14 protein-coding genes and 1 pseudogene are annotated in these 12,659 nt (G+C 60.9%); 12 read left to right on the top strand and 3 right to left on the bottom strand.

Annotated elements, in window-relative coordinates:
* Window positions 1-5: 5 nt before the first annotated feature.
* From Q4481_RS22160 to Q4481_RS22180, 5 genes are all read left to right on the top strand, one after another.
* Window positions 6-1,001, top strand: a complete 996-nt coding sequence (locus tag Q4481_RS22160; protein WP_304378596.1) for a TRAP transporter substrate-binding protein — start codon at window positions 6-8, stop codon at window positions 999-1,001.
* A 107-nt stretch (window positions 1,002-1,108) separates the two neighbouring features.
* Window positions 1,109-2,089 carry a VOC family protein gene (locus tag Q4481_RS22165; RefSeq protein ID WP_304378597.1) on the top strand — a complete coding sequence of 327 codons (981 nt, stop codon included), beginning with the start codon at window positions 1,109-1,111 and terminating at the stop codon, window positions 2,087-2,089.
* 3 nt (window positions 2,090-2,092) lie between these two features.
* Window positions 2,093-3,589, top strand: coding sequence for a bifunctional 3-(3-hydroxy-phenyl)propionate/3-hydroxycinnamic acid hydroxylase MhpA (mhpA, locus tag Q4481_RS22170; RefSeq protein ID WP_304378598.1), 1,497 nt, complete (start codon window positions 2,093-2,095; stop codon window positions 3,587-3,589).
* A gap of 3 nt (window positions 3,590-3,592) precedes the next feature.
* Window positions 3,593-4,435 carry a fumarylacetoacetate hydrolase family protein gene (locus Q4481_RS22175; RefSeq protein WP_304378599.1) on the top strand — a complete coding sequence of 281 codons (843 nt, stop codon included), beginning with the start codon at window positions 3,593-3,595 and terminating at the stop codon, window positions 4,433-4,435.
* 38 nt (window positions 4,436-4,473) lie between these two features.
* Window positions 4,474-5,262 carry a DNA-binding transcriptional regulator gene (locus Q4481_RS22180; protein ID WP_304378600.1) on the top strand — a complete coding sequence of 263 codons (789 nt, stop codon included), beginning with the start codon at window positions 4,474-4,476 and terminating at the stop codon, window positions 5,260-5,262.
* Here Q4481_RS22180 and Q4481_RS22185 read toward each other — a convergent pair.
* The 3 genes and pseudogenes from Q4481_RS22185 to Q4481_RS22195 form a co-directional block, all read right to left on the bottom strand.
* Window positions 5,259-5,804 (bottom strand): carboxymuconolactone decarboxylase family protein, encoded by a 546-nt coding sequence (locus tag Q4481_RS22185; RefSeq protein ID WP_304378601.1) that lies wholly within the window; start codon window positions 5,802-5,804, stop codon window positions 5,259-5,261. The genes Q4481_RS22180 and Q4481_RS22185 overlap by 4 nt on opposite strands.
* A gap of 134 nt (window positions 5,805-5,938) precedes the next feature.
* A pseudogene (locus tag Q4481_RS22190) lies at window positions 5,939-6,079 on the bottom strand (transposase); the annotation flags it as partial.
* Window positions 6,080-6,178: 99 nt separating this feature from the next.
* The gene (locus Q4481_RS22195; protein ID WP_304378602.1) at window positions 6,179-7,096 is read right to left on the bottom strand and encodes a LysR family transcriptional regulator; all 918 of its coding nucleotides are present in this window, start codon (window positions 7,094-7,096) and stop codon (window positions 6,179-6,181) included.
* Between the two features lie 153 nt (window positions 7,097-7,249).
* Between Q4481_RS22195 and Q4481_RS22200 the strand changes: the two genes are divergently transcribed.
* The 7 genes from Q4481_RS22200 to Q4481_RS22230 all read left to right on the top strand — a co-directional run bounded on the left by Q4481_RS22200 (window position 7,250) and on the right by Q4481_RS22230 (window position 12,604).
* On the top strand, window positions 7,250-8,077 hold the full coding sequence (locus tag Q4481_RS22200) for an ABC transporter ATP-binding protein (protein ID WP_377353222.1): 828 nt from the start codon (window positions 7,250-7,252) through the stop codon (window positions 8,075-8,077).
* Window positions 8,077-8,835 carry an ABC transporter permease gene (locus tag Q4481_RS22205; RefSeq protein WP_304378603.1) on the top strand — a complete coding sequence of 253 codons (759 nt, stop codon included), beginning with the start codon at window positions 8,077-8,079 and terminating at the stop codon, window positions 8,833-8,835. The genes Q4481_RS22200 and Q4481_RS22205 overlap by 1 nt, the downstream gene beginning before the upstream one ends.
* Window positions 8,832-9,605: an ABC transporter permease gene (locus Q4481_RS22210; RefSeq protein ID WP_304378604.1), complete on the top strand. Its 774-nt coding sequence runs from the start codon at window positions 8,832-8,834 to the stop codon at window positions 9,603-9,605. Before Q4481_RS22205 ends, Q4481_RS22210 begins: the two co-directional genes overlap by 4 nt.
* 37 nt (window positions 9,606-9,642) lie before the next feature.
* Window positions 9,643-10,587 (top strand): ABC transporter substrate-binding protein, encoded by a 945-nt coding sequence (locus Q4481_RS22215; RefSeq protein ID WP_304378605.1) that lies wholly within the window; start codon window positions 9,643-9,645, stop codon window positions 10,585-10,587.
* A gap of 73 nt (window positions 10,588-10,660) precedes the next feature.
* Window positions 10,661-11,434, top strand: coding sequence for a cyclase family protein (locus tag Q4481_RS22220; protein ID WP_304378606.1), 774 nt, complete (start codon window positions 10,661-10,663; stop codon window positions 11,432-11,434).
* 54 nt (window positions 11,435-11,488) lie between these two features.
* Entirely contained in the window at window positions 11,489-12,466 is a 978-nt protein-coding gene (locus tag Q4481_RS22225; RefSeq protein WP_304378607.1) for a fumarylacetoacetate hydrolase family protein, read from the top strand.
* Window positions 12,467-12,604, top strand: a complete 138-nt coding sequence (locus Q4481_RS22230) for a hypothetical protein (protein ID WP_304378608.1) — start codon at window positions 12,467-12,469, stop codon at window positions 12,602-12,604. It abuts the gene before it with no gap.
* Window positions 12,605-12,659 lie beyond the last annotated feature (55 nt).

Genomic DNA, 12,659 nt, shown 5'->3' on the forward strand with positions numbered 1-12,659 from the left:
AACCTATGCTCAAGACCATCATGTCGACACTCGCCGCCACGCTTCTCCTTACATTGCCGGTATCGGCACGGGAAATGCGGGTGTCGTCGCACGAGCCTCAACAGGGCTTCTACTCCTCGAAGATCCTTCAGGCCTGGATCGACAAGATCAATCCGAAGCTCAGCGAAGGCAACCAGTTCAAGCTCTATCCGGGCGCCATTCTCGGTGCGCCGCCGGCCCAGGCCGAACTGGTGAAGAACGGCGTTGCCGATGTGGCACTGGTGGTGCCAACCTACACGCCGGGCGTTTTCCCGCTTTCCGGTGTCGTCGAGGTTCCCGGCATCGCCTCGACCTCGATAGTCGGCACGCAAATCCTCAATACGCTTGCCGATGAGGGTGCGCTGGAAAAGGAGTATGGCGAATACAAGATCATCGCGCTTTTCACCACGCCGAGCTACCGGTTCCTGATGGCAGGGGACGGCATTCGCAAACCCGGCGATCTCAAGGGCATGAAGCTCCGCACTCCGTCGCAGTTCGGCTCCACCCTGTTTGGCCTTCTCGGCGCATCGGGCGTCACCATTCCGGCACCGCAGGTCTATGAAAATCTCGAGCGCGGCGTCGTCTCGGGCGCCGTCTGGGTCATGGATGCCTACAAGACCTTCCGGCTCGACGAAGTCGCTCCCTCGATCACCACCGTCCGCTTCACCGCCCAGCCGATGGCGATCCTCATGAACAAGGCGACCTACGAGTCGCTTCCCGAAGCCGACCGCAAGGTGCTCGACGAAATGTCGGGTCGGACCAATGCCGAATGGGTTGCGAGCGTCGTCGATGCCGCCGATGCCAGCATCGAGGCGGATTTCCGGTCGGGCGGCAAGGCGAAGTTCATCGAACTGACGGATGCGGAAAAGGCCGAGTGGGACGCAGCGCTCGCCGGTGCAGCCGATGCCTGGGTTGCAGCGCAGTCGGATGCTGAAGCCGCTGCCAAGGCGCTTGCGACAGCCCGCAAGATCGCTGGCCAGTAGGACAGGCGATCCGCGTCCGTCCAGCGGACGGACGCGGATCATACCTCGGGTCTGCAGCCAGAAATTTGTAGGCTGGCACAATCCATCAACAAATCAGGGAGACGACCATGGCAATCAATGCTCTGGGATTTCTCGGCGTGCGCTCCGACCGCCTCGACGACTGGAGTGATTTCGCCGGCAAGCTCTTGGGAATGCAGAAGATCGATCGCGGCGGCAAGGCGCTTGCCTTTCGCATGGACGATCGGGTTCAGCGGCTTCTGGTGTCGGACGAACCGGGCGAGACGCTGGCTTTCCTCGGCTTCGAGGTCGAACACAAGCAGGATCTCGAGCACTATGCCGCCCGTCTCGACAAGGCCGGTGTCCGGGTCGAGCCAGGATCCCGCGAGCTCTGCGACCGCCGATTTGTCGGCGATCTCATCTGGTTTTCGGATCCGGCCGGCAATCGCGTCGAGCTCTTCCATGCGCCGATGATCGCTTCCGATCCTTTCGTTCCGGGCCGGCCGATCGATGGATTCCGTACTGGCCCGCTCGGCATGGGTCATGCCGTTCTGCATGTGAAGGACATCGAGGTGATGATGCCCTTCTATCGTGATCTCCTGGATTTCCACGTGTCGGATTACGGACTTGAACCCTACGGGCTCTATTTCTTCCATCTCAACGAGCGCCACCATTCCTTTGCGATGGTCGGTTCCGGCCGCGAGGGATTTCACCATTTCATGGTCGAATTCCAGAATCTCGACGATGTCGGCCAGGGTTACGATCTGGCGCAGATGGAGGAAGGCCGCGTCGCCTACACGCTCGGCCGGCACACCAACGATTACATGACCTCTTATTACGCCAATTCGCCGTCGGGATTTTTCGTCGAAAACGGCTGGGGCGGGCGTCTGATCGATCCCAAAATCTGGGAGCCGCACCAGACCCATGATGGTCCGAGCTTCTGGGGACATGAGCGGCTCTACCTTACCGAAGAGGGTGGTCGCAAGCGCCTGCGCGACATGCGCCTGGAGGCAGCAGCCAAGGGGCGGCGCTCACCGCCGATCATCGATTGCCCATGGCTCTACGGCCAGTTCAAGACAGGGGAGAATTGATCCATGGATCATTATGATGTCGCCATCGTCGGCTATGGGCCTGCAGGCGCGACGCTTGCCAACCTCTTGGCCGAATGCGGCCTGGAAGTTATCGTGCTGGAACGCGAGACGGCAGCTTACCATCTGCCGCGTGCGGTCCATTTCGATGCGGAAGTGATGAGGGTTTTCCAGTGGATCGGCATTGCCGATGCCATGGAGCCGATGACGGCCCTGCATCCGGGCATGCGGTTCATCGATCGCGACGGCAAACTGCTGCTCGATTGGCCGCGACCGCAGGGAACCGGCCCACAAGGTTGGCGCGCCAATTACCGCTTCCACCAGCCGGATCTGGAAAAGCTGCTGCGCGACCGCGCGGCGGAGAAGGCGTCCGTCACCGTCAGGACCCGCGCCGATGTCTTCTTCGTTGAGGACAAGGGCGCCGAGGTTGAGCTGCGGTTCGAGGATATGAGCCGCGGCAAGGTTGAACGCATCACGGCGAAGTTCGTCGTCGGCTGCGATGGCGCCCGCTCGATCATCCGCCGTTACATCGATACCGGAATGGAGGATTACGGCTTCCATGAACGCTGGCTGGTCATCGACGTCATCCTGAATGAGGACAAGCCGGCACTCGGCGATCACTCGATCCAGTATTGCGTTCCCGAACGGCCTTCGACATATGTTCGCGGTCCCGGCATGCGCCGACGATGGGAAATCACCGTGCGACCGGAGGAGGATTCGGTCGAGATCGCCAAACCGGAGCGGGTCTGGGAACTGCTTTCGCCCTGGCTCAAGCCGGAGGAAGCAACGCTCGAGCGCACCGCCGTCTATGTGTTCCATTCTCTGGTGGCGGATGACTGGCGGCGCGGACGCCTGCTGCTCGCTGGCGACGCCTGTCACCAGACGCCGCCCTTCATGGGACAGGGCATGTGCGCGGGCACCCGCGATGTCGCCAATCTCTACTGGAAGCTCGCCCTTGTCTGCAAAGGCATCGTCGCTGGAGCTGCGGCGGAAGCGCTTCTCGACAGCTACGAGAGCGAACGGAAGCCAAACGCGCGCGAATACATCACCACGGCGGTGCGGCTCGGTGGCTTGATCAATACCTGCGGAACGGAAGCGGCCCTCAGGTCGGCTCTGCCTTCGGCCAACGGTTCAGCCCGGATGGAATCGATTGCGCCGCCGATCGGACCGGGGCTGGGCATTGGCGAAAAGGCAGGGCGCCTGTTCGGCCAGCCCCGTCTGGCGGATGGTCGCTGGATGGACGGGCCTTTCAAGCATCGGTTCGTGGTCGTCGCAGAGGCCGACCTCGCCGAAGGACTTGTTCTGCCGCCGGGCGTCGGTCTCGTCACAACCGCCACATCGCCCGATGCCGCCGATCACCTTGCGCGGCTAGGCACACGTGCCACCGTGCTGCGGCCGGATCGCCATACGCTCGGCGCTGCCAATACGCGCGAGGAGCTTGAAGCGCTTCTCGGCCGCATTCTACCCAACCCAATCGACGTTCAAGAACCGGAGATGGTCTGACCCATGAAATTGTGTTCCTTCACCAAAGACGGCAAGGCTGGCTATGGCCTTGTCACCGATAGCGGCATTGTCGATCTTGGCAAGCGTTTGCCGGAGCCGACATTGCGCGACCTTCTGGCCGCCGATGGCCTGGCGCGTGCCGCAACCTTTGCCAATGCACCGGCTGATTATGCATTTGATGCCGTCGAACAGGCGCCGGTCATCCCCAACCCGGACAAGATCATCTGCGTCGGGCTCAACTACCACGCCCATATCGAGGAAACCGGCCGCGAAGAGACCGTCAATCCGGTGCTTTTTGCCCGTTACGCCGGCAGCCAGATCGGTCATGAACAGGCGTTGATCAAGCCGCTTGAATCCGACGAGTTCGACTATGAGGGCGAGCTTGCGGTGATCATCGGCAAGGAAGGTCGCCGGATTCCGGAGGCAAACGCTCTCGATTTCGTTGCCGGCTATGCCTGCTACAACGATGGTTCGGTGCGCGACTGGCAGAAGCATACCCACCAGTTCATGCCCGGCAAGACTTTTGCCGGCACCGGCGCTTTCGGCCCCTGGATGGTAACGGCAGACGAGATTCCCGATCCCACCACCTTGCATCTGCAGACGCGCCTCAATGGCGAGGTGGTGCAGGATACCGGCCTCAATCTTCTGGTCACTTCCATCCCGCGCCTGATCGCCTATTGCTCGACCATCCTGCCGCTCTTGCCGGGCGATGTGATCGTTTCCGGCACGCCCGGCGGCGTCGGCGCGCGCCGCAAGCCGCCGCTCTGGATGCGCGATGGCGATGTCTGTGAAGTGGAAATTTCCTCGATCGGCACCCTTCGCAATCCGGTCAAGGCCGAAGCGTGAGGCTTTCGCTGCCCGATCCGTCATGCGAAGATGCCGACATGACGGAAGCGGCGGAAAAGACGAACAAGAGCGAGGCCGTGCGGGCATTGACCCGCGGCCTCGCCATTCTGCGATACATCAACGTGTCGGGCGAAGCGCGACCGGGGGAAATCGCCCGCGCGCTTTCCATTCCGAGGCCGACCGTCTACCGGCTGCTCGAAACGCTCGAAGAGGCCGGCTATGTCGTTCTGTCACCCTCGTCCAATCGCGTGCGGGTGACGCGACTGGCCGCTTCCCTTGGCGATGGCTATGCCCTGACCTCCGAACTCTGCCAGGCTTCCGGGCCGGTCTTTTCCGAATATGCCGGACGCATCGTCTGGCCGCTCGATCTGTCGGTCTATGACAATGCAGCAATGGTGATCCAGGAAACCACCCATGGCCGTTCACCGCTGTCGATCGATCGCGGCATGACCGGCTACAAGCTACCGATCCTGCGCACCTCGGCCGGGCGCGCCTATGTCGCCTTCTGCAGCGAGGAGGAGCAGCGTCTCATCCTCAATCATCTCCGCCGGTTGGGCGATCCCGAAGATCAGCCATTTCTCGAACCGCGCTATCTTTCCCAGATGATCGAGGAAACCCGCGCGCGTGGCATTGCCATCCGGTCCGCCGGCGAGTTCCGCAACAAGACCGCCTCGATTGCAGTGCCTGTCATGTCGGACGGACGCATCCTTGCCTGCGTGTCGATGATCTGGATCCGCAGCGCCATGGATGTGCGGCGTGCACTTGAGGAATTCGGGGCGCCGCTTACCGAAGTGGCTGATCGGATTGCTGCAACCCTGTCCGATTAGAGAGGACGCTCGACCATTTCGGCAGCAATAGCGTCATCGATCGGCTTATCGTAGCTCATCAGCATGTAACCGAGCACGGAATAGAAGCCGACGGTCGCAATCAGGTCCAGTACGGCCTCTCGCCCGATCATTGCGGCAAGTTCGGCTTCGAGGGCGGGCGGCAGACGTCGCTGGTCGAGGAGACTGTCAACGGCTTCGGCGATTGGCGCATCTTCACCGTCCGGTGTGCTTTTCAGCGCCAGGATCCGTTGATCGGAAAAACCGAGCTTGCGGGCGCGGGAGACGTGGTGCGCCCATTCATATTCCGAACCGAAACGGTGGGCGACCCGCAGGATCACGACTTCGGAACGTTCGGCGCCGAGCGCGGTATCCTTGACGATATGCTGCCGCAGCGGCGCCCAGGCGCGCAAAAGCAGAGGATGGTGCGCCATTACCCGATAGACGTTCAATTGCCCGGCAAACCCTTCGCGAAGATCATCGATGGCTTCCGGCCATTCGGAAGCGACGAGGGGCGGAAGTGGCGTCGGTTTGCGGCGGTCCATGCACCTCGACCGGATATGGGTTTGGAGATGGCTGTGTTCGGCCGAAGCAGGGCAATCACATCGCTCAGCGGATCCATTTGGATGATCCATAGATTATTTTATGGATTGTCCAAGGAGGCATGTCCAGTGCCCACGGGCAGCAACATGCCGGCATTCTTCTTCTTCCAATTGAAATAGGGCGCCTGGCTGATCCCCGCCTTGCGGCAAATCTACGCAACGGCCACATCGTCGTCACCCTGTATCAACACAAACGCCTTCTGAGCGCCCGAAAACAGCGATGCTTACATTTTTTCGGTTCCTTTCCCAGCCGGGAAAATGCACCGGAAAACTCAAACCAAATCTGGTCCAGTTCGAAGCGTTCAGATCATTTGATCTCAAACGGCCTCCCCCATTTTCTCCGCCATCTCCAGCAGGAACTGCCTGAGCCAGCGGGAAGCACTGTCATGGCTGCGCAGATGGTGCCACTGCAGATGTTCGATGACCGGAGGAATGGAGATCGGCAGGGGCAAGATCCGCACCGGCAGGGTTTTCGGCAGCATCGCGGCAACGCGGGCATGGATCGTCGCGATATAGGGTGTGCCGACAACGCATTCAGGCAGCAGCACGAAATTTGGCATCGACATCGCGATGTCGATATTGATCTTGCGATCTTTCAGCATGTGCTCGAAATGGCTGTCACGACCCCGCGATCCGAATGCAGTGGTGACGTGCTTCAGCCCCAGATAGGTATCGGCGTCGAGAGTCTCGCCGATATGCGGATTGTCTTCCCAGGCGATGCAGACGAATTCATCGCTGAACAGCAGTGCGCTTGGATGGTCGGGCATCAGCGCCATGGTCGGCACGATCCGGAAATCGACCTCGGTCTGTTCGAACATGGCATCTGTGGTGCTATCAATCGTGACGAACCGGAGCCGCAACCCCGGTGCGATCTCTGCAAGGCGCCGCGACGCCTGTGCCAGGAAAACACGGATGACATAGTCGGAGGCGTTGATCGTCACATCTCTCCGCGCCGTCGCCGGATCGAAATGCGGACGCATGTCCACGAACACCCGCATCTCCTCAAGCAATTGCTGGACTAGGCGCTGCAGGTTTTCACCAAATTCGGTCGGCAGCATCTGCCGCCCGACCGATACCACGATCTGATCGCCGAAATGGAACCTCAGCCTTCCAAGCGCCCTACTGACAGCAGGCTGCGTCAGGTTGAGTTCCTCCGCAGCCGCACTGACGGAACGCAGGCGGAGGATGGCCTCCAGGGCCACAATCAGGTTCATGTCGAGGTTATCGAAGCGCATGAATACTATTACCCAAAATCATAGAAAATATGTTTCCTATTCATTGGACATATCGTGTCCACCTCCCTAGCGTCAATGGAATAACGGCTGGAGGAGGCGTCCTGGCCCGCGCATCGATGCGGATGGGAGTCAGCCGGGGAGAGGAGCACGACCATGTCGGCAATGCTGCATTATTTGGATCGAACGAACCCGCATGCCCCGGTGGCAAGCGCGAAGGCAAACCGCAAATCACTGATTTCGCTGAAGGGTGTCGGCCTGACATTCGGCTCGCACGAAGTCCTGCGCGACATTGATGTCGAAATCTGCGAGGGCGAGTTTGTCTGCGTGATTGGCCCATCCGGTTGCGGCAAGACAACATTGCTCCGCATCCTCGCCGGTCTCATCCGCGCCTCGCGCGGTACGGTCAGCTATCGCGGCAAGGTCCAGACGCAACCGGCCAGCGATATTGCGATCGTCTTCCAGGATTATGCGAATGCGCTGCTTCCATGGCGCACGGCGGCGGCGAATGTTTCCCTTGCTCTGGAGGCGGCGGGCACCCCGCGTGCCGAACGCAAAGACCGTATCGCCGATTTGCTGGACAAGGTTGGCCTGTCGAAACATGCCGACAAGTATCCGTCAGAAATGTCGGGCGGCATGCAGCAGCGCCTGCAGATTGCCCGCTGCCTGGCGCAGAACCCCTCGGTGATTCTGATGGACGAACCGTTTGGCGCGCTCGACGCCATGACACGACAGAAACTGCAGGATGAGATCCTGTCTATCGTGTCGGATTCCAATGTCACTGCCTTTTTCGTCACCCATGATCTTGAGGAAGCGATCTATCTTGGCGATCGCGTCATTGCGCTCGAACCCAATCCCGGCCGCATTGCCGAGCTCATCGACGTGCCGCTAACGCGCCCGCGCAATCAGCTGACGACGCGCGAGGAGCCGGAGTTCCTGGCGCTCCGGCGCAAGCTGTTCGATTTCGTGCTGAGGTACGAGTGATGAAGGCGCTGAAGGGTTTCACCTTGCCGATCCTTTTTCTGGTTCTCTGGCAGGCCTGGGCTTTCCTGTTCGGCATCCAGAGTGATACGCTGGCTGCCCCCGCCGATATCGTGACCGCCTTCGTAGCGGGCATGGAGGATGGATCCATCCTTGAGGCGACATGGATGACGTTGGTGGCCGCGGGCGGTGGATTGGCCATAGGTGGCGGTCTCGGCATTGTAATCGGCTTCATCTTCGGTCTGCTGCCGCCGCTCTCGCGGCTGTCGCGGGTAACCGTCGAAGTGCTGCGACCGGTTCCGGCCGTCGCCATCCTCCCGATAGCGTTGCTTGTCTTCGGTTTCGGCTATGCGATGGAGATGGCGATCATCGCCTTTGCCTGCTTCTTCCCCGTCATGCTTTTAACCGAAGGCGCAATCCGCCAGATCACGCCGCGGCTGATGGAGGTCGCCCGTGTGATGCGACTCTCCGCTGTACAGCGCACGTCCAAGATCGTGCTGCCGGCCGTGCTGCCGCGCATGTTCGTGGCTCTGCGTCTTGCCGCTGGCATTGCTCTGATCGTGTCTGTCACGGTCGAGATCGCAGCCAATCCGCAAGGCCTCGGCTACCGACTGATGCTGGCGGGCCAATCGCTGCGCCCGGCCGACATGTTCGCAACCCTTTTCTGGGTTGGTCTCATCGGCTGGTCTCTGAACTGGATTCTGGTGAGGACCGAGAAGAAGCTCTTCCCGTTCCATTCGCTGCGGAGGATCGAGGAATGATGCGCCCCGCCAACCTCGTCTGGCTCGCCGGAAGTCTTCTGGTGACCGTGTTCGTCTTGGCCGCCTGGCAATGGATCGCCAATCACGGCTATGTCTCCAAGGTCTTCCTGCCCGGTCCGGACCGCGCCTGGGCGGCTCTGGTGCGCGACTATGGCTCCGGCAAGCTCTTCACCGAAGTCGGGGAGACGGTGCTGCGGATGGTGTTCGGCTGGCTGGTCGCCTCGGTGATCGGTATTGCGCTGGGGGCTGCCATCGGCATCTCCCCGTTAGCCCGCACCTGGATCGCTCCCTCATTGGAACTGATCCGCCCGCTGCCGGCCTCGGCCATTGCCCCGGTCGCAATCGTTTTCCTGGGCATGACGGATAACATGATCCTGCTCCTCATCGCCTTCGGCTCGGTCTGGCCGATGCTGCTGACGACAATTCATGGCTTTTCCAACGTGCATCCGCGCCTTGACGAGGTTGCCCGCGTGCTCCGCTTCAACAGCTTCGAGCGAGTCTACAAGATTGCCCTGCCAGCCGCCATGCCGGACATTATTGCCGGGCTGCGCCTCGGCTTGACGATCGCGCTCATTCTAACCGTTGTCGGCGAGATGATCACCGTTCAGGGCGGACTGGGCAGTCGGATCCTGTTGGCAGCCCGCGCCTTTCGCGCCCCGGATATCTTCGCCGGCGTCATCATGCTGGGGCTCGTCGGTCTCGTCACGAACATCGCGCTGACCGCTCTGGAGCGGCGCCTGCTGCGCTGGCAGCCTGCACCGGCAGCCTGAACATCAAATTACATTCCAACACTCGGGAGGAACGGGAATGAAACGAACCATTGCAAGAGCAATGCTGACCACAGCTGCGCTGGCGCTATCGGCCATATCGGCACTGGCGGCGGACAAGATAACGCTGATGTACACCGCGTCTGCGCCCAATCTCGCGGCCTTTGTCGCCAAGGACCAGGGATTCTTCGAGAAGCGCGGCCTGGATGTCGACCTCAAGCTCGCCCAGAACGGCTCTGTCATCGTCACCGCCCTCGTTTCCGGTTCCGCCCATATTGGGATTCCGACGCCCGTCGTCGTCTTCCAGGCGATCGACAACGGCGTCGACCTGCAGGCGATCGCCTCGACCAACGTGTTTCCAGACCCGAGCGCAGCCGGGTTGGTCGCCGGCAAGGACAGCGGCATCAAGGGACCGAAAGATCTTGCCGACAAGAAGATCGGGGTACCGGGCGTCGGCGGGCTTCTGGATGTCGTGATGCGCGAATGGGTCGATCGCAACGGCGGCGATTCCAGCAAGATCAACATCGTCGAGATCACACTGCCGCAATCTGCAGACATCCTGAAAGCGGGACAGGTCGATGGCGTCGCTAGCGTTGATCCTTTTGCGAGCCGCGCTGTGGAGTCGGCTGGCGGCATCCTGATCGGCAACTATCTCGACATCATTCCCGACGGCACGGTCGCCAGCATCTATACCGTGACGACGGATTGGGCCTCGGCACACAAAAAGGAGGTCGCCGACTTCCAGGCGGCGCTGGACGAGGCGCTGGGCTACATCAAGACACACGACAAGGAAGCCCGCGATAGCCTCGCCAAGTATACGACACTGCCGCCGCCGGTCGTCGCCAATTTGAAGTTTCCGAACTTCTCGACCCATCTCGACCCGGAGAAGAGCTTCACCTTCTGGAACGAGCTGGCCAAGAAGCGCGGCCTTATCACCAAGGACGTGGATCTCCAGGCCTTCACGGTTCGCTATCCGGGCGAATGATCTCCCGAAAAAATCAGCGCCACGCCGAAAAATCCCCATGGCGTGGCGCGTCGTTCACATCCAGGAGCATCCCATGGCCCGCAAATTCGTCGATATATCGGTCGCGCTGAAGTCCGGCATCAAGTCCGATCCGCCGGGGCTGATCCCCAAGATCACCTATCGCGATCACGATTACGGCGCGCTCGAATTCGAGCAGATGTCCGGCATTCCGGTAGACAGGCAGCTGGAAGGCAAAGGGTGTGCAGCCGAGGAAGTCGTCATGACGACACATAACGGGACACATCTCGACGCACCGTGGCACTATCATCCGACGATGAACAATGGCGAACGCGCCTGGACCATCGACGAAGTACCGCTGGAATGGTGCTATGGCCGCGGCGTCAAGCTTGATTTCCGCGACAAGCCGGATGGCTATGTCTGCACCGCCGCCGATGTCGAGGCGGAACTGAAGCGTATCGGCCATGAGCTGCAGCCTTTCGACATCGTGCTGGTCAATACCTCAGCTGGCGTCCGCTATGGGCACGATGACTATCTTGCGCGGGGTTGCGGCATGGGGCGCGAGGCGACGCTGTATCTCACAAGCCGTGGCGTGCGCGTCACCGGCATCGATGGCTGGAGCTGGGATGCACCCTTCATTCACACGCGCCGCAAGATCGAGGAAACGGGCGACTATTCACTGTTCTGGGAAGGTCACAAGGCCGGCGCCGAACAGGCCTATTGCCACATGGAGAAGCTCTCGAACCTCGAGAGCCTGCCCTCCACCGGCTTCATGGTGTCTTGCTTCCCGGTCAAGGTTGAAAAGGCCTCCGCCGGCTGGTGCCGTGCGGTCGCCATCATCGAGGATTGAGCGGCGAGCCACTCAGAGTTCTGCGCCGTAAGGCCACACGACAGGAGATTTTTCATGAAACTTGCGACACTCAAGAACGGTACGCCGGATGGGCGGCTGCACGTCATATCGCGCGATCTGACCACGGCCGCACCGGCACGCGCGGCAACCACGATGCAGGCGGCGCTTGATGCCTGGGATACGGTCGTGACCGATCTCACCGCGCAGTATGACAGCCTCAACAGGAACGCAGAGAAGGAGGCTATCGCCTTCGATCAGGCAGAAGCGCTTTCGCCGCTGCCGCGCGCCTGGCAATGGCTCGACGGCTCCGCCTTCGAGAGCCACGGCGACCTGATGGACATCGTCTTCGGCATGAACAAAAAGGAGAAGTTGACCAAGCCCTTAATGTACCAGGGCGTGTCCGATCGCTTCTATGCCCCGACGCAGGATGTCCCCTTCCGCTCGATCGAGGACGGCATTGACTTCGAAGGCGAGTTTGGCGTGATCGTCAGCAGTACGCCCATGGGCACGAGCGTGAACGAGGCATCGAAATTCATCCGCCTCATCGTGCAGATCAATGACTGGAGTTTGCGCAAACTCGCCCCCGTTGAGATGAAGACCGGCTTCGGCTGGATCCAGGCAAAGCCACCCTGCTCCATGGCACCGGTCGCCGTCACACCGGACGAGCTCGGGTCGGCCTGGCGCGATGCCCGTGTAGACCTACCGTTAAACGTTCATTGGAACGGCAACAAGTTCGGAGCGGCCAACGGTTATCACATGGCCTTCGGCTTCGACGATCTTGTCGCCCATGCGGCCTATTCCCGTGATCTCGTGCCGGGTACGATCATCGGTTCAGGCACGGTGTCGAATGCCAATTACCGCGAGATCGGCTCCAGCTGCATCGCGGAGCGGCGCGGCATCGAGATGCTCGATCTCGGCGAACCGAAGACCGCTTTCATGGCGTTCGGGGATACGGTCAAGATGGACGTCTTCCTACCCGACGGAACACCAGTCTTCGGCGCGATCGACCAGAAGGTGGTCAAGGCGGGCTAAGTGGGCATCCGCCACAGCGGAACCCGCCAGCGCCGCTCCACGCAGGCGCATATCCTTGCCGGGTTTGCTGTAACGCTTATCCGCATCGGTTTCACCGACGCCTACCTCGGCCCGCGCAACGCCGTGAAGGCTGACTGACCATGGCCCGCTCCGTGTAACGGGCCATGGTCAGGCATGAAAATCCGATCGACTT

The sequence above is a fragment of the Fluviirhizobium alvei genome (genome assembly GCF_030551875.1).
GTDB lineage: Bacteria > Pseudomonadota > Alphaproteobacteria > Rhizobiales > Rhizobiaceae > Rhizobium_E > Rhizobium_E alvei.

Coding starts and splice junctions, on each gene's coding strand:
- Q4481_RS22160 (WP_304378596.1), top strand. CDS start 6: ATGCTCAAGACCATCATGTCGACACTCGCCGCCACGCTTCTCCTTACA.
- Q4481_RS22165 (WP_304378597.1), top strand. CDS start 1,109: ATGGCAATCAATGCTCTGGGATTTCTCGGCGTGCGCTCCGACCGCCTC.
- mhpA (WP_304378598.1), top strand. CDS start 2,093: ATGGATCATTATGATGTCGCCATCGTCGGCTATGGGCCTGCAGGCGCG.
- Q4481_RS22175 (WP_304378599.1), top strand. CDS start 3,593: ATGAAATTGTGTTCCTTCACCAAAGACGGCAAGGCTGGCTATGGCCTT.
- Q4481_RS22180 (WP_304378600.1), top strand. CDS start 4,474: ATGACGGAAGCGGCGGAAAAGACGAACAAGAGCGAGGCCGTGCGGGCA.
- Q4481_RS22185 (WP_304378601.1), bottom strand. CDS start 5,804: ATGGACCGCCGCAAACCGACGCCACTTCCGCCCCTCGTCGCTTCCGAA.
- Q4481_RS22195 (WP_304378602.1), bottom strand. CDS start 7,096: ATGCGCTTCGATAACCTCGACATGAACCTGATTGTGGCCCTGGAGGCC.
- Q4481_RS22200 (WP_377353222.1), top strand. CDS start 7,250: ATGTCGGCAATGCTGCATTATTTGGATCGAACGAACCCGCATGCCCCG.
- Q4481_RS22205 (WP_304378603.1), top strand. CDS start 8,077: ATGAAGGCGCTGAAGGGTTTCACCTTGCCGATCCTTTTTCTGGTTCTC.
- Q4481_RS22210 (WP_304378604.1), top strand. CDS start 8,832: ATGATGCGCCCCGCCAACCTCGTCTGGCTCGCCGGAAGTCTTCTGGTG.
- Q4481_RS22215 (WP_304378605.1), top strand. CDS start 9,643: ATGAAACGAACCATTGCAAGAGCAATGCTGACCACAGCTGCGCTGGCG.
- Q4481_RS22220 (WP_304378606.1), top strand. CDS start 10,661: ATGGCCCGCAAATTCGTCGATATATCGGTCGCGCTGAAGTCCGGCATC.
- Q4481_RS22225 (WP_304378607.1), top strand. CDS start 11,489: ATGAAACTTGCGACACTCAAGAACGGTACGCCGGATGGGCGGCTGCAC.